30 protein-coding genes are annotated in these 26,416 nt (G+C 70.4%); 15 read left to right on the top strand and 15 right to left on the bottom strand.

Translation table 11 applies throughout. From position 1 onward, the window contains the following. Positions 1-4 precede the first annotated feature (4 nt). Both pgi and NQ151_RS08135 read right to left on the bottom strand, forming a co-directional pair. The gene (gene pgi, locus NQ151_RS08140; protein WP_257527673.1) at positions 5-1,717 is read right to left on the bottom strand and encodes a glucose-6-phosphate isomerase; all 1,713 of its coding nucleotides are present in this window, start codon (positions 1,715-1,717) and stop codon (positions 5-7) included. A 5-nt stretch (positions 1,718-1,722) separates the two neighbouring features. Further along, a complete protein-coding gene (locus tag NQ151_RS08135; protein ID WP_257527672.1) occupies positions 1,723-2,826 on the bottom strand; it encodes a serine hydrolase domain-containing protein in 1,104 nt (367 codons plus the stop codon). Positions 2,827-2,911: 85 nt separating this feature from the next. Between NQ151_RS08135 and NQ151_RS08130 the strand changes: the two genes are divergently transcribed. Next, complete coding sequence (locus NQ151_RS08130) at positions 2,912-3,403, top strand: hypothetical protein (RefSeq protein WP_502883562.1); 492 nt, start codon at positions 2,912-2,914, stop codon at positions 3,401-3,403. A 185-nt stretch (positions 3,404-3,588) separates the two neighbouring features. Here NQ151_RS08130 and NQ151_RS08125 read toward each other — a convergent pair whose 3' ends face one another. The 3 genes from NQ151_RS08125 to NQ151_RS08115 are packed head-to-tail and all read right to left on the bottom strand — an operon-like array spanning position 3,589 to position 6,382. Continuing rightward, on the bottom strand, positions 3,589-4,446 hold the full coding sequence (locus NQ151_RS08125) for a DUF4097 family beta strand repeat-containing protein (protein WP_257527670.1): 858 nt from the start codon (positions 4,444-4,446) through the stop codon (positions 3,589-3,591). Beyond that, on the bottom strand, positions 4,443-5,120 hold the full coding sequence (locus NQ151_RS08120; RefSeq protein WP_257527669.1) for a response regulator transcription factor: 678 nt from the start codon (positions 5,118-5,120) through the stop codon (positions 4,443-4,445). The genes NQ151_RS08125 and NQ151_RS08120 overlap by 4 nt, the downstream gene beginning before the upstream one ends. Beyond that, positions 5,108-6,382: a sensor histidine kinase gene (locus NQ151_RS08115; RefSeq protein ID WP_257527668.1), complete on the bottom strand. Its 1,275-nt coding sequence runs from the start codon at positions 6,380-6,382 to the stop codon at positions 5,108-5,110. The genes NQ151_RS08120 and NQ151_RS08115 overlap by 13 nt, the downstream gene beginning before the upstream one ends. 102 nt (positions 6,383-6,484) lie before the next feature. Here NQ151_RS08115 and NQ151_RS08110 point away from each other — a divergent pair, with 102 nt between their 5' ends. Next, positions 6,485-7,315: an aldo/keto reductase gene (locus NQ151_RS08110; protein ID WP_257527667.1), complete on the top strand. Its 831-nt coding sequence runs from the start codon at positions 6,485-6,487 to the stop codon at positions 7,313-7,315. Between the two features lie 10 nt (positions 7,316-7,325). Here the strand turns inward: NQ151_RS08110 and NQ151_RS08105 are convergent, their stop codons facing one another. Next, positions 7,326-8,081, bottom strand: coding sequence for an SDR family oxidoreductase (locus tag NQ151_RS08105; protein ID WP_257527666.1), 756 nt, complete (start codon positions 8,079-8,081; stop codon positions 7,326-7,328). Then, on the bottom strand, positions 8,078-8,497 hold the full coding sequence (locus tag NQ151_RS08100; protein ID WP_257527665.1) for a VOC family protein: 420 nt from the start codon (positions 8,495-8,497) through the stop codon (positions 8,078-8,080). Before NQ151_RS08100 ends, NQ151_RS08105 begins: the two co-directional genes overlap by 4 nt. A 264-nt stretch (positions 8,498-8,761) precedes the next feature. Between NQ151_RS08100 and NQ151_RS08095 the strand changes: the two genes are divergently transcribed. Beyond that, positions 8,762-9,616 (top strand): aggregation-promoting factor C-terminal-like domain-containing protein, encoded by an 855-nt coding sequence (locus tag NQ151_RS08095; protein ID WP_257527664.1) that lies wholly within the window; start codon positions 8,762-8,764, stop codon positions 9,614-9,616. 5 nt (positions 9,617-9,621) lie between these two features. On the opposite strand, the gene NQ151_RS08090 is transcribed toward NQ151_RS08095, so the two are convergent. Further along, complete coding sequence (locus NQ151_RS08090) at positions 9,622-10,407, bottom strand: siderophore-interacting protein (protein ID WP_257527663.1); 786 nt, start codon at positions 10,405-10,407, stop codon at positions 9,622-9,624. 135 nt (positions 10,408-10,542) lie between these two features. Between NQ151_RS08090 and NQ151_RS08085 the strand changes: the two genes are divergently transcribed. Genes NQ151_RS08085 through NQ151_RS08070 form a run of 4 tightly spaced genes read left to right on the top strand, consistent with a single transcriptional unit; the run spans position 10,543 to position 14,378 of the window. After that, entirely contained in the window at positions 10,543-11,562 is a 1,020-nt protein-coding gene (locus tag NQ151_RS08085) for a siderophore ABC transporter substrate-binding protein (protein ID WP_257527662.1), read from the top strand. Between the two features lie 29 nt (positions 11,563-11,591). Further along, on the top strand, positions 11,592-12,608 hold the full coding sequence (locus NQ151_RS08080; protein ID WP_257527661.1) for an ABC transporter permease: 1,017 nt from the start codon (positions 11,592-11,594) through the stop codon (positions 12,606-12,608). Continuing rightward, the gene (locus tag NQ151_RS08075; RefSeq protein WP_257527660.1) at positions 12,598-13,623 is read left to right on the top strand and encodes an iron chelate uptake ABC transporter family permease subunit; all 1,026 of its coding nucleotides are present in this window, start codon (positions 12,598-12,600) and stop codon (positions 13,621-13,623) included. The genes NQ151_RS08080 and NQ151_RS08075 overlap by 11 nt, the downstream gene beginning before the upstream one ends. After that, positions 13,620-14,378 (top strand): iron ABC transporter ATP-binding protein, encoded by a 759-nt coding sequence (locus NQ151_RS08070; RefSeq protein ID WP_257507843.1) that lies wholly within the window; start codon positions 13,620-13,622, stop codon positions 14,376-14,378. The genes NQ151_RS08075 and NQ151_RS08070 overlap by 4 nt, the downstream gene beginning before the upstream one ends. On the opposite strand, the gene NQ151_RS08065 is transcribed toward NQ151_RS08070, so the two are convergent. The 5 genes from NQ151_RS08065 to NQ151_RS08045 all read right to left on the bottom strand — a co-directional run bounded on the left by NQ151_RS08065 (position 14,379) and on the right by NQ151_RS08045 (position 17,214). Beyond that, complete coding sequence (locus NQ151_RS08065; RefSeq protein ID WP_257527659.1) at positions 14,379-14,603, bottom strand: hypothetical protein; 225 nt, start codon at positions 14,601-14,603, stop codon at positions 14,379-14,381. Between the two features lie 17 nt (positions 14,604-14,620). Next, positions 14,621-15,604, bottom strand: a complete 984-nt coding sequence (locus tag NQ151_RS08060) for a DNA-3-methyladenine glycosylase family protein (RefSeq protein ID WP_502883561.1) — start codon at positions 15,602-15,604, stop codon at positions 14,621-14,623. A gap of 88 nt (positions 15,605-15,692) precedes the next feature. Further along, on the bottom strand, positions 15,693-15,899 hold the full coding sequence (locus NQ151_RS08055; protein WP_257508722.1) for a helix-turn-helix transcriptional regulator: 207 nt from the start codon (positions 15,897-15,899) through the stop codon (positions 15,693-15,695). After that, on the bottom strand, positions 15,899-16,363 hold the full coding sequence (locus NQ151_RS08050; protein ID WP_257527658.1) for a hypothetical protein: 465 nt from the start codon (positions 16,361-16,363) through the stop codon (positions 15,899-15,901). Before NQ151_RS08050 ends, NQ151_RS08055 begins: the two co-directional genes overlap by 1 nt. 104 nt (positions 16,364-16,467) lie before the next feature. Further along, positions 16,468-17,214, bottom strand: a complete 747-nt coding sequence (locus NQ151_RS08045) for a winged helix-turn-helix domain-containing protein (RefSeq protein ID WP_257507846.1) — start codon at positions 17,212-17,214, stop codon at positions 16,468-16,470. Between the two features lie 418 nt (positions 17,215-17,632). Between NQ151_RS08045 and NQ151_RS08040 the strand changes: the two genes are divergently transcribed. The 5 genes from NQ151_RS08040 (at position 17,633) to NQ151_RS08020 (ending at position 19,790) form a co-directional block, all read left to right on the top strand. Next, positions 17,633-18,202, top strand: a complete 570-nt coding sequence (locus NQ151_RS08040; RefSeq protein WP_257527657.1) for a P-loop NTPase family protein — start codon at positions 17,633-17,635, stop codon at positions 18,200-18,202. A gap of 60 nt (positions 18,203-18,262) precedes the next feature. Further along, complete coding sequence (locus NQ151_RS08035; protein ID WP_257527656.1) at positions 18,263-18,562, top strand: GNAT family N-acetyltransferase; 300 nt, start codon at positions 18,263-18,265, stop codon at positions 18,560-18,562. Further along, positions 18,562-18,972 carry a DUF1622 domain-containing protein gene (locus tag NQ151_RS08030; RefSeq protein ID WP_257508723.1) on the top strand — a complete coding sequence of 137 codons (411 nt, stop codon included), beginning with the start codon at positions 18,562-18,564 and terminating at the stop codon, positions 18,970-18,972. Before NQ151_RS08035 ends, NQ151_RS08030 begins: the two co-directional genes overlap by 1 nt. Positions 18,973-19,059: 87 nt before the next feature. Then, on the top strand, positions 19,060-19,275 hold the full coding sequence (locus tag NQ151_RS08025; protein ID WP_257507849.1) for a hypothetical protein: 216 nt from the start codon (positions 19,060-19,062) through the stop codon (positions 19,273-19,275). After that, positions 19,272-19,790, top strand: coding sequence for a hypothetical protein (locus tag NQ151_RS08020; protein WP_257507850.1), 519 nt, complete (start codon positions 19,272-19,274; stop codon positions 19,788-19,790). The genes NQ151_RS08025 and NQ151_RS08020 overlap by 4 nt, the downstream gene beginning before the upstream one ends. On the opposite strand, the gene NQ151_RS08015 is transcribed toward NQ151_RS08020, so the two are convergent. Continuing rightward, on the bottom strand, positions 19,772-20,551 hold the full coding sequence (locus NQ151_RS08015) for an alpha/beta fold hydrolase (RefSeq protein ID WP_257527655.1): 780 nt from the start codon (positions 20,549-20,551) through the stop codon (positions 19,772-19,774). The two genes, NQ151_RS08020 and NQ151_RS08015, sit on opposite strands and share 19 nt — an antisense overlap. 52 nt (positions 20,552-20,603) lie before the next feature. Here NQ151_RS08015 and NQ151_RS08010 point away from each other — a divergent pair, with 52 nt between their 5' ends. Beyond that, positions 20,604-20,888, top strand: coding sequence for a DUF2277 domain-containing protein (locus NQ151_RS08010; protein ID WP_257507852.1), 285 nt, complete (start codon positions 20,604-20,606; stop codon positions 20,886-20,888). Here NQ151_RS08010 and NQ151_RS08005 read toward each other — a convergent pair. After that, positions 20,867-22,213 carry an MFS transporter gene (locus tag NQ151_RS08005; RefSeq protein WP_374113791.1) on the bottom strand — a complete coding sequence of 449 codons (1,347 nt, stop codon included), beginning with the start codon at positions 22,211-22,213 and terminating at the stop codon, positions 20,867-20,869. The genes NQ151_RS08010 and NQ151_RS08005 overlap by 22 nt on opposite strands. Before the next feature lie 58 nt (positions 22,214-22,271). On the opposite strand from NQ151_RS08005, the gene NQ151_RS08000 reads away from it, so the two are divergent. Together NQ151_RS08000 and NQ151_RS07995 are read left to right on the top strand one after the other, a co-directional pair. Then, positions 22,272-23,423 carry an exonuclease SbcCD subunit D gene (locus NQ151_RS08000; RefSeq protein ID WP_257527654.1) on the top strand — a complete coding sequence of 384 codons (1,152 nt, stop codon included), beginning with the start codon at positions 22,272-22,274 and terminating at the stop codon, positions 23,421-23,423. Beyond that, positions 23,420-26,413 carry an AAA family ATPase gene (locus tag NQ151_RS07995; protein WP_257527653.1) on the top strand — a complete coding sequence of 998 codons (2,994 nt, stop codon included), beginning with the start codon at positions 23,420-23,422 and terminating at the stop codon, positions 26,411-26,413. The genes NQ151_RS08000 and NQ151_RS07995 overlap by 4 nt, the downstream gene beginning before the upstream one ends. Positions 26,414-26,416 lie beyond the last annotated feature (3 nt).

Genomic DNA, 26,416 nt, shown 5'->3' with positions numbered 1-26,416 from the left:
GGCCTCAGTACTCGCGGTGGGTGCGGTAGTACTCCAGGAGCGCGCGGGTCGAGGCATCCTGCGCCTGGAGTGCCGCCTCGTCGCCCTCGATGGCCGGGGCGATCTGCATCGCGAGCTGCTTGCCCAGCTCCACGCCCCACTGGTCGAACGAGTTGATGCCCCAGATCACGCCCTGGGTGAAGGTGATGTGCTCGTAAAGCGCGATCAGCTCGCCCAGCACGCGGGGCGTGAGGGATGCGGCGAAGATCGACGTGGTCGGCCGGTTTCCGGGGAAGGTGCGCGCGGCCACGAGCGGACCGGTGGTCCCCTCGGCCTCGACCTCGGCGGCGGTCTTGCCGAACGCGAGCGCCTTGGTCTGGGCGAGGAAGTTCGCCAGGAACAGCCCGTGCACGTCACGGCCGTCGTCGGTGAGCGGGTAGGCGGGGTTGGCGAACGCGATGAAATCAGCCGGGATCAGCCGCGTTCCCTGGTGGATCAGCTGGTAGAAGGCGTGCTGCCCGTTGGTGCCGGGCTCGCCCCAGAACACCTCACCGGTCTCGGTGGTGACCGGAGTTCCGTCCCACCGCACCGACTTGCCGTTGGATTCCATCGTCAGCTGCTGCAGATACGCCGCGAAGCGGTGCAGCTGCTGCGCGTACGGCAGCACCGCGTGCGACTGAGACCCGAGGAAGTTGGAGTACCAGACGTTGAGCAGGCCCATCAGCACCGGCACGTTGCGCTCCAGCGGCGTCGTGCGCACGTGCTCGTCGACGGCGTGGAACCCGGCGAGCAGCTCGCGGAAGATGTCGGGGCCGAGCTCGATCGCCAGCGACAGCCCAATGGCCGAGTCGACGGAGTAGCGCCCGCCCACCCAGTCCCAGAACCCGAAGGCGTTGGCCGGGTCGATACCGAACGCGGCGACCCTGTCCAGCGCAGTGGAGACGGCGACGAAGTGGTGCGCGACGGCATCCGTGCGTGCCCCCTCGCTGCCGTCGATCGCGCCGGCCTTCTCAAGGTGGGTCCACAGCCAGTCGCGCGCGAGCCGCGCATTGGTGAGTGTTTCCAGCGTCGTGAAGGTCTTGGATGCCACGATGAACAGCGTCGTCTCGGGGTCGAGCCCGGCGGTCTTCTGCGCGATGTCGGTGGGGTCGATGTTCGACACGAATCGCGCCGAGATGCCGGTATCCGCATAGGGCTCGAGCGCCGCGGACACCATGACCGGCCCGAGGTCCGAGCCGCCGATGCCGATGTTGACGATCGTCTGCACCTTCTTGCCGGTGACGCCGAGCCACTGCCCTGAGCGCACCCGCTCGGCGAACGCGGTCACCGCCGCGAGCACATCCTGCACGTCCTGGTCGACGTTCTGCCCGTCGACGACGAGGGCAGGGGAGGCTCCGGCGGGGCGGCGCAGCGCGGTGTGCAGCACGGCGCGGTCTTCGGTGGTGTTGATGTGCTCACCGGCGAGCATCGCGGCGTAACGCTCGGCGACACCGGTCTGCTCTGCCAGGCGAACCAGCGATGCGAGCACCTCGTCGGTCACGAGATTCTTCGACAGGTCCACGTGCAGGTCGGCCAGCGGCAGGCTCAACCGTTCGACGCGACCCGGGTCGGCGGCGAACCAGCCACGCAGATCGGGGGCGAACCCATCGCGCAGTGCGGTCAGTTCGGTCCAGGCGGACGTGGTGGTGGCATCGATCGGGGCGGTCACGTGATCAACGCTAGCCCCGTCACGAGCCATCCGCATCAGCGCAGCGCTCGTCGCGCCCGTCGCACGAGGGAGATGTGGGTGGCGAAGCTGCGCCGCATCTCTCGAGTGTCGTTGAAGTTCATCACGAGCTGCACTCCGTCCCCCGCGAACAGGTGCACGCCCGTCACACCGAGATGCCCGGTCATCGGCGGCATGCCGGCGAACAACGGGAAGAAACCGCCGTAGCGCAGCTGCATGAGGCCTGCGCCGTAGTGGATGCCGGGCCGGAAGCGGTTCTGGACATCGGCCATGTATGAGAGGGATTCGGCGCCGACCAGTGCTCCGCCGCGCCAGGCATCATCGAAGCGCAGCAGGTCGTCCAACGTCGTCACGACGCCGCCGCCGCCGTAATCGCAGCTGAGGCTCTCAGCGCGGCTGAGGTCGATGCCGCCGATCAGTATGGGGGCGATGTCCAAGGCCGCACCGGGTCGCTCGGGCGAGGGGCCGCCACCCGGCGCAGTGTGGAACATCAGGCACGAGCGATCCATCCCGGCCGGCCCCAGGATGCGTTCGTGCAGTTGAGTCCCCAGCGTCGCGCCGCCGGCCTCCTCGATCACCCGCGCCAGCAGCACATACCCCGTGTCGGAGTACTCGAATCGCTCCCCGGGTCGGCCCACCGGCCGCTGCCACTCCCGGGTGTAGTCGAGCAGTTCCGACGGAGTCCAGCGGTGATCCAGGTCGCGTGTGATCTGCCGTAGGTACGGCTCCGGGGCGCGGCTTCGCCCTTCGAAGTAATCCGCGACGCCACTGGTGTGCTGCATCAGGTGTCGCGTGGTCACCTCCGTGGCCAGGTCCACACCGTCGCGCAGGAACAACCCGCGCCACTCGGTGCGCGGCAGTACGCGGGGCAGGGGCGCGTCGAGGTCGAGCGCGCGCTGCTCGGCGAGCTGCAGTGCAAGCGTGGCGGTCATCATCTTGCCGACGCTGGCGGGGTGGAAGGCTCGATCGCGGTCACCCGAGGAGAACTCGATGCCGTGTGCCCGCAGCAGGATCTGCGGCGGGGGCAGCCCGTGGCGGCGACCGGCGCGTTCGGCGATCCGTTGCAGATCGGCGTACAGCTGCAAGTCACGCGAGGCGGTGGGAGACGGTTGGGTCGTCATTGTTACCCTCCAATGTATCTCTGAGATATATTGGAGGGTAACGGAGCGGAGGTCGATTGTGAAGTATGTCGTCTTGGGATTGCTGATGATCCAGCCGTTATCGCTGTACGACCTGCACAAGGCGTTCCGCGCGGGTATCTCGCTGTTCTACAGCGCAAGCTTCGGGAGCCTCCAACGTTCGCTGTCGCAGCTGATCGAGGAGGGGCTGGTCGTCGCCGAACCCGAGCCGGGCGATCCTCGGGGCAAGAAGCGGCACACCATCACGGATGCCGGGCGCATCGCGTGGCGGGACGGGATGCTGACACCCCCTGTCGGTGCCGACGCCGAGACGGTCATGCTCTCGCGGGTGTTCTTCCTCGGCCTGCTGGACGCCGACGATCGGAAGGTCGCCGTCGGGCTGCTCCGGTCGCGCGCCGCCGATGACCTCGCCAACCTGCAGGCCGTGGCGGTCGAGCTCGACTCCGCCGAGATCCCGGCGGACCTCGCCGGCGTGTTCAAGTATCAGCGGGCCACGCTGGACTACGGCATCCGCTCGCACACACTGGCGCAAACCTGGTTAAACGAGCTGCCGGAGTGACCGGCGCCTCCCATGACGGAGGGCCGGTCGGAAAGATCCGACCGGCCCTGATCCCTTGCACCAGAGATGTCACACCGAAGCAGTTCAGAGAAGGAACTGCGACGCTCCGAATGTATAACGGCACGGTAACGGCGCCAACTCCTCCCGCGCACGTGGCGTGTCGCGCGGGGGAGGAGCGCGTCGGGTCAGCGAGCGGCGCGCAGGCTGACGTTACCGGCCGACACCGTGACCGTCACGACGTTCGTCGCGTCCGAGGCGGTGTCGAGACGGTTGTCCAGGTCGCCAGCCGACACCTCGGAGTCGACGTGGTAGACGTCGTCGGGGAGGGTCAGGTCGAGCGAGCCTGCGCTGACGTCGATGCGGACGTCTTCGGGTGCGGTGCCGCTGAAGAGGGCGTTCAGATCCCCGGCGCTGACCCTGAGGTCCGCCGCCTTCACACCTGCCAGTTCGACCACGGCGGTACCGGCGCTGACCTGCGCCGACACATCCTGGGCCGACCCGGCCAGGTCGAGGTCTCCGGCGCTCATCTCCAGGTCGAGCTCGCCGAACTCCCCGTCGACGGCGAGTGAACCCGCCGACAACGTGAATCCGGCATCCAAGCTCTCGCCCTGCAGCGACTCGGGCAGTTCCACGGTCACCCGCTCGGTGTTGCCGAACCACCAGCCGAAGAGTCGGTCGGGCGAGCGCAGCACCAGCGTTTCGTCGCTTCGCTCGAAGGTCCAGTCGTCGGCACCCCAGCCGCCGACCACCTCGAGGGTGGCCTCGGTGGTGTCGGTGAAGCGCACCGTGACCGCCGCCGCAGACACGTCGACGTCGAGGTTGTCCACTCCGCTGACGTCGGCGGCGTACCGCTCGGTCGACCCGGTCGCCGTGCTGGCGATGGCGCGCACGGCGCCCCAGCCGAGGGCGCCGAGCAGCAGCACGGCCCCGACGGCGATCGCGAGGATCGCGACGACCTTGGATGCTCCGCCGCCGGAGCCCCCGGAGGCGGGGGGCTGCGCCGGCTGCTGGGGGGCAGTCGGCGGAATCAGTGTGGTGCTCATCGTGATGCTCCTGTCTGCGGCAGTTCGCCGCCGTACTCGAGATGAACGAGCGCGGCGAGCACCCGCCGGTTTCCTGCTTCGTCTTGCTCGAGGTCGAGTTTCTGGAAGAGAGAGGTGATGTACTTCTCGACGCTCGCCTCGCTGACGTGCAGCGTGCGGGCGATGGCCTGGTTGGACTTGCCTTCCGCGATGAGCGCCAGCACGGTGCGTTCGCGATCGGTCAGGCGGGCCATTCGTTCGTCGCGGGTGCGACGCATCAGCAGCTGGGACACGACCTCGGGGTCGAATACCGTGCCGCCGGAGCCGATCTGGGCGACCGTCTCGACGAACTCGGTGACGTCGGCCACGCGGTCCTTCAGCAGGTAGCCGAGCGCACCGCCGCCGCCGGCGATGAGTTCGGACGCGTACCGCTCCTCGACGTACTGGCTCAGCACCAGCACCGGCAGGTGCGGGTTGGCTGCGCGCAGCGTGAGCGCGGCGCGGATGCCCTCGTCGGTGAATGTCGGCGGCAGTCGCACATCGAGGATGCACAGGTCCGGTGCCGTGTCGGCCACGACGGCGTCGAGGTCGTGGGCGTCCGGGATCGCAGCGACCACGGTGTGGCCCGCGTCCTCCAGCAGTCGCACCAGTCCCGCGCGCAGCAGCGCGGAGTCCTCACAGATCAGGATGCGCATGGCACGCTCACCTCCAGGGAGGTCGGGCCGCCGACGGGGCTGTCCAGCCGGACGGTGCCGCGGGCGGCGACGATGCGGTTGAAGATGCCGTCGAGTCCGCCGCCGGGCAGCACCCGGGCGCCGCCGGTGCCGTTGTCTTCGACGCGGGCCCAGAGGGTGCCGTCTTCGCGGTTGCGCACGGTCACGCGGCAGTCGCTGGCACGAGAGTGCTTGGCGGCGTTGGTCAGGGATTCGGCGATGGCGAAGTAGACCGCCGCCTCCGCCTCTCGGGTGCACCGTCCGTCGACCCGGATGTCCAGGTGCACGGGTACGTGCGACCGGGCGGCGAGAGCCGACAGTGCGGCATCGAGCCCGCGATCGTCCAGCACAGAGGCGTGGATGCCGCGCGCCAGTTGGCGCAGTTCGGTGATCGCTGCCTTGGTGGAGGTGTGCGCCTCGGCGATGAGTTCGCGAGCGGCATCCGGATCGGAATCGATCTTCTGCTGCGCCAACCCCAGCGTCATCCCCACCGAGACCAGCCGAGGCTGGACGCCGTCGTGCAGGTCGCGTTCGATGCGGGTGCGCTCCACCTCGCTGGCACGCACGGCCCCGGCACGCTGCACGTCGGAGGTGCGTGCGCGTTCGGCCAGCATCGCCTCCTCTGAGGGGACGAGGATCGCCCGGGTCAGCACGCCGTCGAGGACGGCGATGCCCACCAGCAGCGCAGCGCTGACGATGATCGCGACGACGCCGGCGACGACGGCCCAGCCGGTCGCGGTGGTCACGCTCAACCAGGGCAGGCGCACGGATTCCCCGCTGTACAGCGGGGAGAACAGCAGCGCGATGCCGGCTGCCAGTGTTCCGACCAGCCACAGCACGACCGAGCCGAGTACCGTCGCGATCGCCGCGCTGGCGACGCCCCGCCACATCGGGCCGTCGATGAACTGCTGCCAGAGCATGCGCAGCCAGCCGCCGAAGCCCGGGCTGGGCATCCGCCGGGTGCGCAGCGACGGCAGGCCGTAGTCGTAGAGGCCGTCCGCGCGCCCGTACTCCAGCCACCCGGTGAAATAGAGCACGTAGATGAAGGCGATGAGGAAGAGGGCGCCGATGCCGAGGACGAGCAGCAGGCTCAGTCCTAGGCTCAGCAGCACGGCGAGGATCGAGAACAGCACGGTCCCGGCGACGGCCATCGCGGCCAGTTGCGCCAGGGCACCGAGAACGCGCAGCGCCTTGTTGCGCGGCGCTGTCGCGGCCGGTACGGCGGGGGCGGGGGAAGTGGTCATGGCTCAAACGTAGGACTCGGCTGGGTGCGCCACCGCCCCGGCATCCGGAGTCTTTCCTTCGGGTTATCCCGAGCGCAGCCGTCGGCGCGTAGCGTTGCCCCCATGGTCACCATTCCCACGGTCACTCTCAATGACGGCACGGACTTTCCCGAGCTCGGGCTCGGCACCTACAACCTGCGTGGTGCGGAGGGCGTCGACGCGATCACCGCGGCGATCACCGGCGGGTACCGGCTGCTGGATTCGGCGGTCAACTACACGAACGAAGCCGAGGTCGGCGAGGCGGTGCGCCGCAGCGGCATCCGCGATGAACTGATCGTCACCACGAAGCTCCCCGGCCGCCACCACGGCTACGACGAGACGATCGCCAGCGCGGCCGGCTCGCTGGAGCGGATGGGGCTGGAGCGCATCGACCTGTACCTCATCCACTGGCCGAACCCCTCGGTCGACAAGTACGTCGACACCTGGCGCGCCATGATCGAGCTGCGCGAGCGCGGCACGGTGCGCTCGATCGGGGTATCCAACTTCACCGAGGCGATGCTCACCCGCCTCATCGACGAGACCGGCATCACGCCCGCCGTGAACCAGGTCGAGCTGCACCCGTACTTCCCGCAGGCGGCGCTGCGCGAATTCCATTCCGCCCGCGGCATCCGCACCGAGAGCTGGAGCCCGCTGGCGCGGCGCAGCGAGTTGCTCACCGAGCCGGTGCTGGCCGAGGCGGCAGCCGCGCACGGCGTGACCCCGACGCAGGTCGTGCTGCGGTGGCACACCCAGCTGGGGTCGACTCCCATCCCGAAGTCTGCCGATCCCGACCGGCAGCGGGAGAACGCCGACGTGTTCGGCTTCACCCTGACCGATGCCGAGGTCGCCGCGATCAGCGCGCTCGAGCGCGGCCGGCTGTGGGGCGCGGATCCCGAGACGCACGAAGAGATGTGAGCGGATGCCGCTACGCGCGGGATCCGCTCAGCGTCGCGAGCCACTGGCCGAACGTGCCGGTGCCGCGATCGGCGTCCGGTCCGGGGAGCATCGTGCCGTCACGCTGCGCCCGGCCGAAGCGCCCCGGCAGCGGCACGGCCGGGATCCATCCGCCCCGGCCGGTTGCCCGCGCGTAGGCGCGGACCATCGCCGCCAGCGACTCCTCGCGGGGGCCGGCGAGATCGGTGGCCCGGCCGGCCGGCGCTGCCTCGGCGAGGTCCACTAGGCGCGCGGCGACTTCGCCGATCGCGACCGGCTGCGTGCGCATCCGCGGGGCGAAGCGCAGCGGGCCGACCCGGGCCTGGGTGAACATCTGCGCCGCGAAATCGTGGAACTGCGTCACGCGCAGGATCGTCCACGGCACCTCGCCCTGCGTCACGAGCGATTCCTGCGCGACCTTGCCGGTGTAGTAGCCGTACGGAGCGCGGTCGCAGTTGACGATCGACAGGGCCACGTGATGTGCCACGCCGACGTCGCCCTCGGCCGCCAGCAGGTTGGCGGTCGTCGCGCGGAAGAACTCTTCGGACTCGCGCGCGTCCAGCGTCGCAACGTTGAGGGTGTCGACGACGACATCGGCGTTCGTGAGCGCATCGCGCAGTCCCGCCCCGCTGGCGGCATCCGTCCCGCTGCTGCGGGAGAGGGCGACCACGTCATGCCCGCGCTCGCGGGCGGTCGCCACGACCCTGCGGCCAGCCAGACCGGTGCCCCCGGCGACGACGATTCTCACTGGCCGCGGTCCCCGGCGTCGACGGCGACCATCCAGGCGATGCCGAACCGGTCGGTGAGCATGCCGAAAAGCCCGCCCCACGGTGCCGGCTCCAGCGGCATGGTGACTGTGCCTTCTTCGCCGAGGGCGTCCCACATTCTGCGCTCCGCCGGCTCGTCGTCGCCGCTGATCGACACCGAGAAGCCCGACGCGGGGGCATACGGCATGCCGCTGGGGGTGTCGGATGCCATGAGCGTGAAGCCCTGCGGGGTCTCCAGTTGCGCGTGCATCACCAGGTCGGCGTCGTCGGGATTCTCGCTGCCTCCCGCCGAGCCGAACGTGTCGATGCTCAGTTCACCGCCGAACACGGTGCGATAGAACTCCATCGCCGGGCGGGCCTGGTCCTTGAAGGACAGGTACGGGTTCAGCGTCAGCATGTTGTTCCCTCTGCGTTGAGGTCATGGATGCCGGTGCCCCGGCGGTGTTCTGTATTCAACCACGGCGCTCGGAGGTGATGCATACCGTCGTCGCGGCGCTTTCCCGGGTGCCGCGGATGAGTAAGTGAGCAAGACCGCAGTCTCTGCCCAGCCTGGCCTTGCACAGTGGGCTACCGCGTCTTGCCCGAAGACGCCGCGCCGCCGTGCCGGCGCTCGTCCTGTGAAGGAAGCACGTTCACCATGCATCCAATTCTTCAGTCCGTCATGTCCCGGCGCGTCCTGCGCGCCGAACGCCGTCGCCGCTCACGCCGGCGGCTGGCCGTCTCGGCCAGCATCGCCACGGGTGTCGCGACGAGCGTGCTGGTCGCCACGGGAGCGGCGGCGGCCGCCGTCGTGCTGCCGTCGGCGGTGGATAGGCCCGGGGCGACGACGTTGCGGGAGGTCACCGCCGAGGCCGAGGCGACGGCGGATGCCGCCCACGCCGCGCTGGCCGGCGCCGAGTCCATCACCACCGAAATCGCCGAATCGGGGCTGGACCTCGGTGTCGAAAGCACCGAAGTCGACACGACGGATCTGCGCGAGGCGGTGGAGCGGCTGGAAGACGTCCACATCATGCCGATCCTGCCGATCCCCGATGTCGTGGACGACACCGCGGAGCACACAGAGTCGGTCAACGCCCGGGTGGCCGAACTGCGCACCCGGCTCGACGAGGCGAAGGCGCAGAAGGCCGCCGAGGAGGCCGCCGCCGCAGCCGCCGCGCAGGCGCAGGCCGAGGCTGAAGCCGCCGCCGCGGCGCTTGCCGCCGGCAACACCGTCGAAGGCGCGAAGGCGACGGCATCGCACCTGGCCGCGACCCAGTACGGCTGGGGGAGCGACCAGTTCCAGTGCCTGGATTCGCTGTGGCAGAAGGAGTCCGACTGGAACTACCAGGCGGTCAACCCCTCCAGCGGCGCCACCGGCATCCCGCAGTCGCTTCCCGGCCACAAGATGGCCGCCGCCGGTCCTGATTGGCAGACCAACGCCACGACCCAGATCCGGTGGGGGCTGGATTACATCGCCCGGGCGTACGGCACCCCGTGCGCCGCGTGGGCCCACTCGCAGGCGACCGACTGGTATTGAGTCGCTCAGTGCGGCGCGTGGTACTCGCTTTCGCCGCGCTTCCAGTAGCCCTTCGTCACGAACGCGTCGGTCGGCAGCGCCCATCGCTCCTGCAGCAGGGCGCGGGCCGGCTTGACGATCGCCTGCTCCGCCGCGACGAACGCGAACACGTCCCCGTCGGGGCGGTTCGCGGGGGTGAGGGCATTCAGTCGGCGCGCGAGCGCGACGCCGGCGGCATCCGTCCCGCGGTGCAACTGCTCCACGATCACCCCGGCCGGCGCATCGATCGGCAGCTCGTGGTCGGCGTCGGCGACCTCGACGATGATGCGGCCGACCGAAGCGGCATCCATCGACCGGGCGTATCGGCGCATCGCGGGCACGGCTGTCTCGTCGCCTGCCAGCAGCCAGCCGTCCGGGCGGCCCGTGATGATCATCGATCCACGGGGACCGCCGACGCCTGCGACTGCGCCGAGTTCGGCGGTCGCCGCCCAGGACGCTGCGACACCGCCGCCGTGGATGGCGAACTCCAGGTCGAGCCAGCCCGCTTCGGCATCCCACCCGAGCGGGGTGTACTCGCGGCTTGGGGCCGCGCGCAGCTGCTCCACCGTCTCCGGCGCGGAGTCGGGGAAGAACACCCGGATGTGGTCGTCCGCACCCAGCGAGTCGAAGCCGCGCAGGTCCTCACCCGCGAGCCGCACCCGCACGTAGCCCGGCGTGAGCCACTGCCGCGCGGCGAGGCGGGTCATGCGGAAGCGCAGGTCGAGCGGACGACGCTCGAGGCGGAAGGATGCCGGAATGGTCGTCGAACTCATGAAGGTTAGGCTAGCCTATCCTCAGGCCGGTCGATCGGGATCGCCGGTCGATCCACCCTATCGACGTTGACGTCGGACGCGCCATCGGTCGATGCGCACGCTCCGACGCCTGCCGCCCCAGGAGAAAACTGACCCATGCGCACGACTCGCCCACTGATCGCGGCATCCATCGCCCTCGTGACCGCCGCCGCCCTGACCGGCTGCGCGACCGACTCCGCAGAGGCCGAAGCCGACGCCCCGGAGACGAGCGAGTCCAGCACGGTCGAGTTCACTTGGGACCGCAACCTCGCCGGTGAGGACGAGGAGCCCAACTACGAAGAGACCACCGTCGAGGTGCCGAAGAACCCCGAGTCCATCGTGGTGTTCGACATGGCGAGCCTCGACACGATCGGTGCTCTCGGCGGCGAGATCGCCGGTGCGCCGCTGGAGTCGGTCCCCGACTACCTGCAGGGCTACCTCGCCGAGGACGCTTTCAACGCCGGCACGCTCTTCGAGGCCGACCTGGTCGCGATCGAGGCGCAGCAGCCCGACCTCATCATCATCGGCGGCCGCTCGACGGCGCTGTTCGAGGACCTGAGCGAAATCGCCCCGACGGTCGACCTGAGCATCAGCGGCACGTTCCTGGACACCCTCGAGCGAAACACCACGTTCCTCGGTGAGGTTCTCGGCGCCGAGGATGCCGCAGCAGACGCACTCGCCGAACTCGAGGCGGGCATCGAAGACGCGAAGACCGTCACCGCTGACGCCGGCACGGGCCTGGGCCTCATGATCTCGGGCGGCCGGCTCAGCGCCATGGCCCCCGCGGGCGACGCCGCAACCGGACGCAACGCGCGTGGCGGACTGATCTACGACGTGTTCGGCGTCGAGCCGGTCGTCGAGGACGTCGAAGCGGCCACCCACGGCGAGCCGGTCTCGTTCGAGTTCCTGCTCGAGCACAACCCCGACTTCCTGTGGGTCGTCGACCGCGATGCGGCCACCGGCGAGGAGAACGCGCAGGCGGCTGCGGCCGTCCTGGACAACGACATCGTGAAGCAGACCACGGCGTTCCAGGAAGACCAGATCGTCTACCTCGACCCCACCGCCTGGTACATCGTCTTCGGCGGGATCGACACCACCCGCATCATGATCGAGGACGTCCTGCAGATCGCTGAATGAACGCCTGAAATCCGAGATTCCGCACTCAGGTGACTGCCACAGTCGTCGCGACGAGCACCCCCACCCCCACCCGCCCCCGGCGGACGTGGGTGGGGGTGCTCATCGGTGTGTCCCTGGTCGTTCTCGGCGCCGCGAGCCTGTTCATCGGCGTCTCCGACGTCTCGCCTGCGGCACTGCTCGAGGGCGGCGCCGACAGCACCGCCGCGTTCCTGCTGGCCGCCAGTCGTCTGCCGCGCACCATCGCGGTGCTGCTCGTCGGCGCGTCGCTGGGCATCGCCGGACTCATCCTGCAGATGCTCGTGCGCAACAAGTTCGTCGAGCCGGGGACGACCGGTGTCACCGAGTTCGCCACCCTCGGCATGCTCGTGGCGATCGTGCTGTGGCCGGGTATGGCGGTGATGGGCAAGATGGGCGTCGCCGCGGCGTTCGGCCTGGTCGGCACGTGGGTGTTCCTGCGGGTCGTGCGCGCCGTCCCGGTGCGCCAGCTGGTGCTGGTGCCGCTGGTCGGCATCATGCTGGGCGGCATCGTCGGCGCCGTGACGGCGTTCTTCGCGTACCGGCTCGACCTGCTGCAGTCGCTCTCGCAGTGGTCACAGGGCAGCTTCGCGACGATCATGGCCGGCCGCTACGAGTATGTCTGGATCGCGGGCATCATGGTCCTGGTCGCGTGGATCGCCGCCGACCGGTTCAGTGTCATCGGAATGGGCGAGGAGTTCGCCACGAACCTGGGGCTGAACTACCGCCGGGTCGTCGCCATCGGCATGGTCGTCGTCGCCGTGATCACGGCCGCAGTGCTGGTCACCGCGGGCATGATCCCGTTCCTGGGCCTGGTCGTCCCCAACATCGTGAGCCTCATCATCGGCGACAACGTGCGCCGGGCGATCCCCTGGGTCGCGGGGCTCGGCGCGGTCTTCGTGCTGGCGTGCGACATCGTCGCCCGCACCGTGCGGTTCCCCTATGAGATCCCGCTGTCGGTCATCGTCGGCATCGTGGGTGCGGGACTGTTCCTGTGGCTCCTGCTGCGGAAGGGGAGCCGTGCGCACTGACATCACCGCCGCGCCGCCGCCCGCCGTCGCCGCCGCCACTGGCCGCTCCCGCCTGGCCGCGCTCTGGGCTCGTCCCGGGGTGCGTCTGGGGCTGCTCGTCGCCGTCGTGGCCGTCCTCGTCGCGGTATACCTGTTCACCGCCGTACCCGGGTCGCTCAGCTATGCGCTGAAGATCCGCGGCCTGAGCGTGATCGCCATGGTCGTGGTCGCCGTCGCCGTCGGCGTGTCGACGGTGGTGTTCCACACGATCACGCAGAACCGCATCCTGACGCCGTCGATCATGGGCTTCGACGCGTTCTACATGCTCATCTCCACCGTCATCGTGTTCTTCCTCGGCTCGACAGCGTTCCTCCGCGCCGATCCGGTGACCCTGTGGCTGCTGCAGGTGTCGGTCATGGTGGCCTTCAGCGTGTTCCTGTTCACGTGGCTCTTCGGCGGCAAACGGCGCTCCATCCACCTGATGCTGCTGGTCGGCATCGTGCTGGGTACCTTCTTCCGCAGTCTCACCGAGTGGATGCAGCGGATGCTGGATCCCCTCGACTTCCAGGTGCTCACCGACACCGCTTTCGCCTCGCTGACCCGCCCGGACGAGACGTTGCTGCTGCTCACCGGCATCCTCGTGGTGCTGGCATGCCTGGCCATCCAGCCGCTGCTGCGCACCCTCGACGTGCTCACCCTCGGGGAGCCGACCGCGGTGGGGCTCGGGGTGAATCACCGCCGCGTCATCATGGCGCTGTTCGCGATCGTGTCGGTGATGGTCGCGGCATCCACCGCCCTGGTCGGGCCGATCCTGTTCTTCGGACTCATCGTCGCCAACCTCGCCTACTCGTACGCCGGCACCTTCCGGCATCGCTGGACGCTGCCGACCGCCGCGCTCCTGGGCGTGGTGTTCCTCCTCGGCGGCCAGCTGCTGCTGGAGCGGCTGTTCGGGTTCGGTGGGAGCCTGTCGATGGTCATCGAGTTCGCCGGCGGACTGTTCTTCCTCTATCTCGTGCTGCGAAAGGGGGCGCGATGATCGCGCTCGAAGGCGTCACCAAGCGCTACAACGGGCACACCGTGCTCGACGACGTCTCCATCACGCTCGGGGAGTCGGGGGTGACCGCGCTGATCGGACCCAACGGCGCCGGCAAGTCGACGCTGTTCAGCCTGGTCGGGCGCCTCATCCGTGCCGACGAGGGCACGGTCACCATCGACGGCACGGACGTGCGCAAGGCGGCATCCGCAGACCTCGCCAAGACGCTCGCGGTGCTGCGACAGGACAACCACATCGCCGCGCGGCTGACGGTTCAAGACCTCGTGGAGTTCGGGCGCTTCCCGCATTCGCGGGGACGGCTGACCGCCGTGGACCGCGAACAGATCGACCGCGCGATCGCGTATCTGGATCTCGACGCGTTCCGCGACCGTTTTCTCGACGAACTCTCCGGTGGGCAGCGCCAGCGCGCGTTCATCGCGATGGTGCTCGCGCAGGACACCAAGTACGTGCTGCTGGACGAACCGCTGAACAACCTCGACGTGCGGCACATGGGCGAGATCATGAAGCTGGTGCGGCGCATGGCCGACGAGCTCGGCAAGGTCGTCATCGTGGTGCTGCACGACATCAACTTCGCGGCGACCTACTCCGACCGCATCGTGGCGATGCGCGAGGGCCGGGTCATCGCCGACGCCCCGGTCGCGGAGATCATGCGGCCCGAGGTGCTCGCCGAGGTCTACGAGACCCCGGTGGACGTACGCGAGATCGACGGCAGGCCGGTCGCGCTGTACTACGCGTGACTACAGCTGCGCTCCGTCGTCGTCGCGGTCGTAGATGCCGGTGTTGTGCCCGCGCCAGGATTCATAGGCGATGAGCCAGCCCACCGAGACGGCCCCGGCGAGGACCAGTCCCAGCCAGAGGTTGCCCATGATCATGCCGAAGAGCACGCCGAGCACCAGCAGCAGGGCCGTGCCGGCGATCCAACCGACGCGGCCGCGGGGCCAGCCCGAGCGGGAATCCGTCATGGTGCCAGCCTACGAGGTCACCGGTCGCGGTGGTCCTCGGGATGCAGTCGCGGCCCGCGGCGCGGCTCGCGCACCCCGCTGACGCCGATGAGCCGGATGACCCGCTGCCGGTGACCGGCCCAGGGCTCGAGCAATTCCAGCATCCCGTCGTCGTCCACCCGGTGCCCGGTGAGCGCGAAACCCACCTCGTGGGCGACGTGGTAATCGCCCACGCTGACGGCGTCGCGGTCGCCGAAGGCGCGGATGCGCGTTTCGGCGGAGGTCCAGATCCCGACCCCGCGCAGGCTCATCAGCACGCGGTCGACGTCTTCGCCGGTGGATGCCGCCGTCGCGGCGGCCACGACGGATTCGCCGCGCCGGGCCGTCTCGACAATGGTGCGCGCCTGCGGCGGTTCCAGACCGGCGCGGTGCCACGCCCAGCTCGGAATATGCCGCCAGCCGCCGATCGTCGGCGGCGCGAACATGGGCTTCGGGGTGGGGCCGGGCGCCCGCTCCCCGAACCAGGTGACCAGTGAGCGCCAGGCGCCGAACGCCTGCATGACCGTGACCTTCTGCTCGACGATCGCGCTGGCGAGCGCGTCGAAGACGAGGTCGGTGCGGCCGATGCGCAGGTCGGGGTGGTGGCGGTGGGCGTCGGCGATGAGTGGATGCCGCGACGCGTCGAATCCGTCGGGATCGTCGAACGCGCCGCACAGGGCGGGAAGCTGGTGCAGCGCCCACTCGGCGCCGGGCCCCCACGCGGCGGCGCGGACGCGGTCGCGGTCAACGCGGATCGCGAGCGTCGCGACGCCGTCGGGAGTGCGGCTCGCGCGCCACAGCACGCGGCCGTCGACGGTGAACGTGGGATCGCTGGCGCCGTGGCGCTGGTAGCGGATCGCGCGCGCCGCATCGAGGGCGACCCGCGGCCGGTACTCGGTCTCCAGCGGACGCGGGTGCGCGTGAGTGGCGGGCGCGGCGGGGAGGGTTGCGCGTGGCATCCGTCCCGCTTGTGCCGTCCTCATGTCGTCGACCCTACGCGCACCCCGCCGACATCCGGCTGGGTGGGTGCCGCGCGCCTGTCGCGTGCCTGTCACGAGAACAGACGCCGCGTTACGCAGTGGCGCCTTCGTCGAAGAGGAACAAGTCCTCGATGCTGCATTGGAACGTGGCTGCGAGCCTGAACGCAACGGGCAGCGACGGGTCGTAACGGCCTTTCTCAATCGAAATGATCGTCTGGCGTGACACTCCGAGTTCGTCGGCTAGTCGTTGTTGAGACCAGCCCAGATCTTGGCGGCGCTGCGGCAGCGTGTTCCGCATCAGGCGGCGGACTTCTTCAGCCACAGGTAACGCGCTGCGATGTCGAGCATGGTGAAAAGCAGGACCCCAGCAAGCACCAAACCGACGGATGCCTCGATCTGTAGGAGCGAGAATCCGGCTGCGCCCAGCCCGCCGACGATCAGCAGGTCATGGAACGCACCGCTCGCCGCCTTCTGGTACCAGAAGGACTCGACGGAATCGTCGGGGTTCTCGATTGCTTCCGAAAGGGTTGAGCGGTCGAGGAACAGCACCCAGCCCAGTGCTGTCGCGACGGGGAAGGTCCCCACCATGACGAGCGCGAAAGCGAGTATCGGGCGTTCGGTGGGGGTCACTGACACGAAGAGTCCGCCCGCGCCGGCGGAGACGAGCCCGCCCATTAGTAGTGACGCACCCAACAATGTTGCGGAACCGCCGCCGAAGTGAGCGCGTCCCCAACGGCTCCGCGTCGTTGTGCTCTCATCCATGTCGTCCGCCTTTCTCCGAGGCGGAGCGTCTCTGTGCGCCAGTCCCCGATGTACAGGAAACTTTACAGACAAGGTCCCTTTACATCAAACGCGAAACCGGCGGGTCAGAAGCGGTCGGGCGACGGCGAGCCGTGGCCGTAACGGATGACGACGTCGGCGTGCCGGTCGAACCGGTAGCCGACACCGCGCACCGTGCGCACGATGTCCTCGTACCGACCGAGCTTGGAACGCAGTCGGCGCACGTGCACGTCGATCGTGCGCTCGCCGGGGGCGTCATCGTCGGTCGTGCCCTGCCACAGCGACGACACCAGCTCGGTGCGTTCGATCGTGCGGCCCTCGCGCAGCACCAGGTACTGCAGCAGCTCGAACTCCTTGAAGGTCAGTGCGGCCGACGCGCCGTCGATCAGCACGCGCTTGCGCGAGATGTCGACCGTGACGCCGCCGGGGGCGACGTCCTCGTCGGGTTCGTCCTGCTGCGTGCGGGCGACGGCGCTGGGCTCGTGCAGCGCCAGACGCACCACGTCGACGTCGCGACCGCCGGCGCCGGTGGGGGCCAGCGCCACGGTGGCGTAGGTCTCGGCGTGTGGGGCGAGCTCGCCGAGCGTGCGACGCAGCGCCTCGACGAGAACGGAGAGCGAGATGCCGTCTGCTGCGGCCTTGGCCTCGTCGATGCCGACATAGAGCGCGAAGCCGCGCGGTGCCGTGCCGGCGGGAAGCGGCCGGCCGGCCGCGGGAGCCGCGGGAGCGGCGGGAGCCGGGGTCGGCGCAGCGGCGGCGACCGGAGTGACATCCTCGACGGCGCGGAGGTGGCGGGTGGTGGCGGGACGGGTGAGAAGGGCGGTGGTCGACATGGAAGCGGTCCTATGCGGAGGGGAACCCGGGCGCTGGGCCTGGAGCGGGTTCGCGTGTGTGCTGCGGAGCCCGGGACGGGCTGTGTGTCTGAGCAACCGCTGGCGCGTCGTGGGCGCTCAGTGCGGTGCTCGGGGGCTCGGTCGCGGCGTTCAGATCAGCGGCGACGGGAGCCCGACGGGTCATCGTGTCAGCGACACATTCGGCAACACATGACAGCAACACGGCCGGCCATCATCATGGCGGCAGTCCCGTTCGCCTCCACGGCGGACAGAGAGCGTGCGTTGACAGTCATGGGGCTCATTATGTCCAACCGTGTCGCAGCATGTCAAACCGCTCGGATGCCGCAGTCTCCGCATGACGAAATATGACAGATTGCTCAACCCGGGCTCCATCGGCACCACCGCGTACCCTGGGGCGATGCCCAGCGACGCCGTTCCCGTGCCCCGCCGCATCCGCATCGTCGGCACCTCGGGGTCCGGGAAAACTCGGCTGGCCGAGCAGGTCGCCGCCGTTGCCGGGATCCCGCGGCTCGAGCTCGATGCCGTGTTCTGGGATGCCGACTGGCAGTACCGCGACCTCGCCGAGGCACACGACACCATCCGCCGGTTCGTGGCCGAGAACCCCGACGGCTGGGTGATCGACGGCAACTGGACCTCTCGTCTGGACGGGCTGCTCGCGCCCGGGACCGCGGGGGGTCCCGATGTGGTCGTCTGGCTCGACCACGCGCGCCCCGTCGTCATGGCCCGCGTGATCCGCCGGACGCTGCGGCGCGGCATCCTGCGCGAAGAGCTCTGGCACGGCAATAGGGAGCGCCCGTCGTCCTGGCTGCGGCTCGACCCGGAGGAGAACATCATCCGGTGGGCGTGGACGCAGCATTCCCGCCAGCGCGAAACCATGGCGGCTCGGGCCGCCGACGGCTGGCCGATCGTGCGCCTGTCCGGACAACGCAGCGTGGATGACTGGCGCGATTCGCTCCTGCGGCACTGAGTTCTCCAGAACCCGCGCGCTGCCGGCCGGAAGGTCCGATCCCAGGCGTAGCCTGGTGGCATGACCGATCTTCGGTTCGAGAATCAGGCTGATGCGTCCCGCTGGGCGATGTATCGCGGCGACGATCTGGTGAGCGTCCTGGACTACCGCGACGATGGCCACACGGTCGCGATGACCCGCGCCTACACGGTGCCGCCGTTCCGCGGCCACGGTTATGCCGCGCAGCTCGTCGACCACGCCGTCGCCGAACTCGAGGCCCGTGGCGACCGCGACGTGGTCGCGACGTGCTGGTACGTCGCGGATTGGTTCGCCGCGCATCCCCGCCATCGCGGCATCCTGAGGCAGCCCCGGTCGGCGTGATGGAGACCGTGTTCACCGCGGTCGCAGTCGGCTTCGAAGTCGTCGGCGCGGTGGTCATGGTGATCGGCTTCGTCATCGCAATCGTGCTCGGTGCGCTCGCGCTGCTGCACCAGCGGGGCGGGCAGGTCGCGTTCACCACGCTGCGCACGACGCTCGGGGGAGCGATCCTGCTCGGACTGGAGGTGCTGGTCGCCGCCGACCTCATCCGCACCATCACGTCTAAGCCGTCGTTCGAGGATGCCGCGATCCTGGGCATGATCGTGCTGATCCGAACCGTGCTGTCCATCTCGATCCAGATCGAGATCGAGGGCGTGCTGCCGTGGCGGCGGGCGCTGCTCACCAGCGGAGCCCAGGTCGTGGCAGGCGAGGTCGCCAAGGCCGGCACGGTTCGAACCGCCGACACGACGTAGCACTACGCGGGGCGCGCCCGTTCGTCAACCCCGTGCGGCGGGTTGAGCCGGAGCGCCAGAGTGGGGTGCAGACGAGAGGAGCACGCCATGACCGGAAATCCGGATCAGGATCTGCCCGAGGGTGTCATCAACGCCGACCCGCCCGGTGGGTGGAGCGGTATCGACGACGTCGAGACACGGGAGCGCAACGCGGATGCCGTCGGCTCGCCCGACCTCAGCGGCGCCCCGGAGGACGTGGGCGACGTCGAATCGGCCGAACCGTCCCGCGGAGCCGACCCCGACATGGGAGTAGAGGAATCATGAGCGAGCGTCAGAACGAATTCGACAACACCGGCGGCAACTACCCCGACCAGGGCGGTGCCGACGAGGACGCGATGCAGAAGACCGCCGCCGACAGCCCGACGGTCACCGACCCGGCCGAGGAAGCCGGCAGCGCTGCGCCGGCACCCGTCGACGGGTCCGCCCCGCCTGCCGGTCCGCCCAGCCACGAAGCGGTGGGCATCGGTGTCACCGACAGCGGCGAGAACGTCGGGACCGAGCACTTCGGCCAGGACGAAGGCCGCGACACGCTCACCGTGAGCGAGACGCAGCAGCAGGACCTGTCCGGCGAGCAGGAGCAGCGGCTGCCGGCGATGGCGCAGAACAACGCGCCCGAGGTCGACAAGGTGGCGGGAATCCTCGCGCAGACGCGCTCGGACCTCGCGACCGAGCCACACGATCGCATCGTGCACGTGCTGCGCCAGCGGCTGGAGCAATCCGGTATCCACCTGCCCGACGACGAGATCGCGGAGCTGGCGCGTCAGGTGTCGACGGGCTGAATCCCGAGGTCGGCGAGGATCGCGCGCGCGGCCGGCGCCGCGTCGCGGATCATCGTCTCGTGGCCGTGGCCGGAGATCTCCACCAGCGGGGCGCGCAGCGCTGTGGCCACCTGCCGGCACCACGCCGGCGGGCACACCACGTCGAGTTCGCCCCGGATGACCAGTCCCGGCACGGTCACGCGCGGGTAGACCAGCTCTGGCCGGTGCACCAGCATCGCCCGCATCTTGCGGCGCAGGTGCGGACCCGCCCGCACGTATTCCCGCGCGCCCAGCAGCAGCACCGTCGGGCTCTCCACCAGCAGGTCGTGCGCGAGGCGCCCCAACTGCGCCAGGGCGCTACGGGCCGCGGGGTCGACCGTCGGACCGATCAGCACGACGCGGTCGACGGCGCCCGGATGCCGCGCGGCAAGTTCGGCGACGACCTGCGAGCCCATCGAGTGGCCGATCGCGATGGTGTCCCCATCGGGTCGGTCCTCGGCCGCGAGATAGGCCGCGAGCAGGTCGGCCAGCCGTTCGATCGTCGGGATGCGGATCGGTTCTTCGGCCGCGCCGTACCCCGGCAGATCCACCGCCACCACGCGCCCGTGCGGACTCAGCTGTTCGACCAGATCACCGAACACCCGCCGTCCCATGCCGATGCCGTGGACCAGCAGAAACGTGCGGCCGCCCGTTCCCCGCTCGGCGACGACGAGTTGGGCGCCGCCGTGCGTGAACGTGGTGACACGGTCTTCCTCGGGGGTCGTCGGTGCGCGGTCGTCCACGCTCCGAGATTAGAGGGTGGCCGCTGCGGCATCCTGAGCGTACGGTGACCGCATGTGCCGGAACATCCACACCCTTCACAACTTCGAACCCGCCGCGACGGACGATGAGGTCCACGCCGCCGCGCTGCAGTACGTGCGCAAGATCACGGGGACGACCAAACCCTCCCAGGCCAACGCCGAGGCGTTCGCCCGCGCCGTCGACGAGATCGCGCACGCCACGCGCCACCTGCTCGCGGACCTCGTCGCGGTGTCAGCGCCGAAGAACCGCGAAGAGGAGGCCGCCAAGGCGCGCGCCCGGGCGGAGAAGTCGGGCCGCTACGCGCCGCGCGTTGCCTGACCGCGGCGGCGTGGCTGGTCCATGCCGATGTGGATGCGGGTGCGCTTGCGTTCGATCACGATGAACACCCACCCGATCACCCACAGCGGGATCTGCGTGAGGAACGCAAGGCGGAACGCATCGAGCGTGTAGGTCTCCGGCGTGCCGGCGCCCTGCAGGTCCAGCGCCACACCGATCAGGAAGATCGCGATCAGCCCGGCGAGGAAGCCGCCCGCGTTGGTGATGCCGGTGGCGGTGCTGAGCCGGTGCGACGGGTTGTGAGTGCGGGCATGGTCGAAGGCGATCATGGATGCAGGTCCCCCCATCGACAGCGCGATCGCGAGACCGAACAGCATCCACAGCGGCGCGGGACCAGGCTGGGCGATCACGATGAGCCAGGCGACGGCCTGCACCGCGATCGAGGGGAGCACGAGGGCGCGTGAGCGGAAGTTCGGGATGCGGCTGGACAGCATGCCCATGAACGGCCCGATCGCGATCCCGGCCAGCACGTAGACCGTCGTCACCAGCGCCGCCTGGCCCTGCGTGAGCCCTTCGCCGGCGGTGAGGAACGGGATGCCCCACAGCATGATGAAGGCCGATCCGGCGAACGGGGTGGTGAAGTGGGACCAGAACGCGAGCCGGGTGCCGGGATGCGACCAGGCGGCGCGCACGCCGACCCGGTTGTCCAGCGCCGAGGTGACCACCCGGATCGCGCCGGTCGAGGCGTCGACGGTGACGTCGGTGTCGCGGTCGGGCGGATGGTTGCGGATGAGGGCGAACACGAGCACCGTGAACAGGACGCACAGACCCGCGACGCTGCCGAACGCGATCGACCAGCTGGTGGCGTGCAGCAGCGCCGCCAGCGGCACGATTGCGGCGATCTGGCCGAGCTGGCCGAGGATGCCGGTCAGCTGCACCATGACCGGGCCGCGCTGGGAGGGGAACCAGGTGGCGATGAGTCGCAGGACGCTCGGGAACACTGCGGCATCACCCGCCCCCAGCAGCATGCGCGCGGCGATCGCGACGCCCACGTTCGGCGACACCGCCATGACCAGTTGGCCGACGGCCATCAGCGCCATACCCGCAGTGATCAGCGGACGCGCACCGTAGCGGTCGAGCATGAGCCCGACGGGGATCTGCATCGCGCCGTACACGCCGAGCTGGATCACGGCGAACATCGACAGCGTCGACGCGTCGATGTCGAAGCGGTGAGCGGTATCCACACCGACCGATGCCAGCGACGTGCGGTTGGTGACCGAGAGCATGTACGCGGCGACGCCGACTCCCCACACCAGCCAGCTGCGCCACGTCGGGGCGGCGGCGGAGGGGAGGGTGGTCACGGCCATTCAGCCTACGCGGGCGATCCTCCCCGTCGATGTCGGAGGCGGCGCATACCGTGTGAATATGCGCATCCTGCACACTTCGGACTGGCACATCGGGCGGACCTTCCACGGTCACTCCACGCTCGATGCGCTCGGTGGTGTGCTCGACGCGCTTGTGGCCCAGGTGCGCGAGAACGACGTGGACGTCGTGATCGTCGCCGGCGACGTGTTCGACTCCGCCACGCCCGCCGCCGGCTGCTACGCGCTGCTCACCGACACGCTCGCCGCGCTGGCCGATGCCGGCGCGCAGGTGGTCGTCACCAGTGGCAACCATGACTCCGCGGCACGCCTCGGCTTCCAGGCGGCGCTGCTGCGCCCCGGCATCCACGTCGTCACCGATCCGCAGACGGTGGGCACGCCGATCACGGTGTCCGATGCGCACGGTCCCGTCCACATCTACGGCATCCCGTTCCTCGAGCCGGCGCTGCTGCGGCACACCTGGCCGGGGGTGCGCTCGCAGGCGGAGGTGCTCGACCGTGCCATGCAGCTCGTCCGCACCGACCTCGCCGCGCGCGGCGGGCGATCGGTCGCGATCGCGCACTGCTTCGCCGCCGGCGTCGAGCCCACCCCGCATCTCGAGCGCGACATCCAGCAGGGCGGCCTCGACGTCGTGCCCCTGTCGACGTTCGACGGGGTCGACTACATGGCGCTCGGGCACATCCACGGCCGGCAGCGGCTGTCGGACCGGGTGCGCTACGCCGGCGCCCCGCTGCACTACAGCTTCGGCGAGGGTGACAAGCCCCGCGGCTCGTGGCTCATCGAGCTGGATGCCGGCGGACTGGCGGGCGTGCAGTGGCTGGAGCTTCCCGTGCCGCGCCGGCTGGTCACGCTGGTCGGGCCGCTGGAGGAGCTGCTCTCCGACGAGAAGTACGCCCCGCACGAGGGCGAGTGGGTGTCGGTGGAGTACACCGACACGCTGCCGCAGCGGGACCCGATGCGCCGGCTGCAGGAGCGGTTCGCGCACTGCGCGTGCGTCGCACACAAGCCGGCGCAGAAGACCGGAGACGACAGCGGCAACAGCTACGCGCAGCGCGTGCGTGGGGCGCGCAGTGACCGCGAACTGCTCGACGCGTTCCTGCGCCACGTGCGCGACGGTGAAGGGGCCAGCGACCGCGAGACAGCCCTGATCGAGGATCTGCTCGACGCCCGCACGCTCGCGGAGGCGGCGACATGAAGCTGCACCGGCTGGAGCTCACCGGGTTCGGGCCGTTCCTTTCGACTCAAACGGTCGACTTCGACGCGTTCGCGCGCGACGGCATCTTCCTGATCTCCGGGCGCACCGGAGCAGGCAAGTCCAGCATTCTCGACGGGGTGAGCTTCGCCCTCTACGGCAGCGTGCCCAGATACGAGTCCGGCGACAAGCGACTGCGCAGCGACCACTGCGCACCGGAGGACCCCACCGAGGTGCGGCTGGAGTTCACCGTTGCCGACCGCCGATGGCGCGTGACGCGCGGCCCGGAGTATCAGCGTCCGGCGCGGCGCGGCGGGGGACTGACCACCGAGCCCACGCGGGCCGAGCTGGAGGAACTGGTCGACGGTCAGTGGATCGGCCGCGCAGCCAAGCCGCGCGATGTCGCCCTCGCCCTCGATGAGGTGCTGGGCCTGAACGCGCAGCAGTTCCAGCAGGTCATCCTGCTCGCGCAGAACAAGTTCTCCCGGTTCCTGCTCGCCTCCGGGGGCGAGCGGCAGCCGCTGCTGCGCACGCTGTTCGGCACGCGACGGTACGAGGACTACGTCCGCGCAATCGGGGAACGAAGCAAAGCCGCGCTCGCCGGTCTCGACACCCTGGGCGAGCACGCCCGCACCCTGCTCGACCAGGCCGAGCGCGTCATCGCCGAGCACGACCTCGCCGGCGACGCCGTGGCCCCCACCGATCTGGCCGGCCGCCGCGACGCCGCCGAGCGCGCCGTGCAGCGCGCCGACTACCGGGTCGAGACGCTCGGGCGCGAGCGGGCGGATGCCGACAGCGCCTTCGCCGCCGCGACGACCGCCCACGCCGCCCGCGTCGCCCTCGCCAAGGCGCACGCCGACCTCGCGCAGGCCCGCGAGCGACTGGCATCCCTCGAGAGCGACGCCGAGCGCATCGCGGGCGACCGGGTGACGCTGGAGCGCGCCCGGGCCGCCGAGGGCATCCGGTCGGTGCTCACCGCCGCCACTCGCGCGGCGCAGCTCGCGACGGCTGCCGCCGCGACCGCCGCGGCCGCCGATCGCGCGTGGGCGCAGGTCGCCGGCGACGCTGAAGCCGACGTCGACCTGGCCGTCATCGACGAGCAGCTCACCGGCGACCTCGCCGTGTGGGCCGCCGCCGCTCGGCAGGAAGCCGAGCTTTCGGCGCGGGAGGCTGCTCTTGCCACAGCGCGCGAGCGGGTCGCCCGGCTTGAGCGGGAGCTGGCCACGTTCGATGAGCAGCGCGCTTTGATCCCCGCCGAACGCGTGAGGCTCGGGGAACACCTCACGGCCGCCCGAGCACGAGCGGCGGTGCAGGGCGCGGCGCGCACGCAGCGTGACGCGCTGGCGGCACGGGTCGCCGCAGCCCGCGAGGCCGAGACGCTGGCTGCCGCCCTGCACGATGCCGATGTGGTCCGCGCTGCCGCTGCGGCCGCCTCGGCCGCGGCAGGCGCCGCGGTGGCCGCGCTGCTGCAGCGCCGCCTCGACGGCTACGCCGGCGAGCTCGCCGCCGCACTCGTCGACGGTGAGGCCTGTGCCGTGTGCGGTTCCACGGCGCACCCGCTGCCTGCCGCACGAGGCGACGAGCCGGTCACCGACGAACTGGTCGCCGCGGCCGAGGCAGACCGCGACGCCGCACTCGCCGCCGAACGTGGCGCCGCCGAGACCGCACGTGCCGCGCGTGACGCGCATGCGCAGGCGGCCGCCCGCGCCGGCGGCGAGCCGCTGGAGGCCCTCGAGACGCAACTCGCGGCGGCTGCAGACGCGCTCACCGCCGCCGAGGCCGCACAGCGCGAGGCGGAGCAGCTCGACAGCCAGCTGCGGGAACTCGACGATCTCGACGCCGCATCGCACGCGGCGCGGACGGCCTGCGACGCCGACCTCGGCACCGCACGCGAGTCGTTCGCCGCGCTCGAGGCGACGCTGAAGGACACGCGACAGGCGGTCGCCGCCGCTCGGGGCGACTACCCGACCGTGGCCGAGCGCATCGCCGTGGCCACCACGCGGCGTGACGCGGCACGGGCCTGCCGTGCGGCGCGCGCCGCGGCGGCACGCGCCGCCGAAGACCTCACCGCGGCGGTCGCCGAGCGGGACGCGCACCTGGCGGCATCCGTGTTCGCCGACCCCGCCGACGCGACCGCGGCGCTGCGCGACGCCGGGGCGGTGCGGGAGCTCGCCGACCGTATCGGCACACACGACACGGCACTGGCGGCCACCAGGCAGCGCGCCCTCGAGCTCGAGCTGGAACTGGCCGGGTCGACCGACGAGCCCGTCGACCTGACGGCATCCGCCGCCGCCGTCGCTGCAGCCGACGCGGCCCGCGCCGCCGCGATCGCCGCGGAACGCGATGCGCAGAACGTGGCCGCCCGCCTGCGCGACCTCGTGGTGCAGACGGATGCCGCGTACGCCGCGGTCGCCGCGCACGCCGAGGAGGCAGAGGCGGTGCGTCGGCTGGCCGACACCGTCGCCGGCCGCGCACCCAACACGATGAAGATGGACCTCGAGACCTTCGTGCTCGCCGCCGAACTGGAAGAGATCGTCGCGGCGGCGAACGTGCGGCTGGAGGAGATGTCGTCGGGGCGTTACACGCTGCACCACTCCGACGCGCGGGCCGCCCGCGGTGCCGCGTCGGGGCTCGGGATCGATGTGCTCGACGCGCACACCGGGCAGCTGCGACCGCCGCAGTCCCTCTCCGGCGGAGAGACGTTCCTGGCATCCCTGGCCCTCGCCCTCGGCCTCGCCGAGGTGGTCACCGCGCGGGCCGGCGGGATGCGCCTGGACACGCTGTTCATCGACGAGGGTTTCGGCTCGCTGGACGCCGACACGCTCGAGCTGGCGATGCGCACGCTCGACGAACTGCGCGCCGGCGGCCGCACCGTCGGCGTCATCAGTCACGTCGAGGCGATGAAGGAGCAGCTGCCCGCGCAGCTGCTCGTGGAGGCGACGCCGCGCGGGCCGAGCCTCATCCTGCAGGACGAGGCAGTGGCGGCCTCGTAAGCT

This window comes from Microbacterium sp. zg-YB36 (genome assembly GCF_024623575.2).
GTDB lineage: Bacteria > Actinomycetota > Actinomycetes > Actinomycetales > Microbacteriaceae > Microbacterium.
This window is presented reverse-complemented; position numbering and strand designations above follow the sequence as displayed.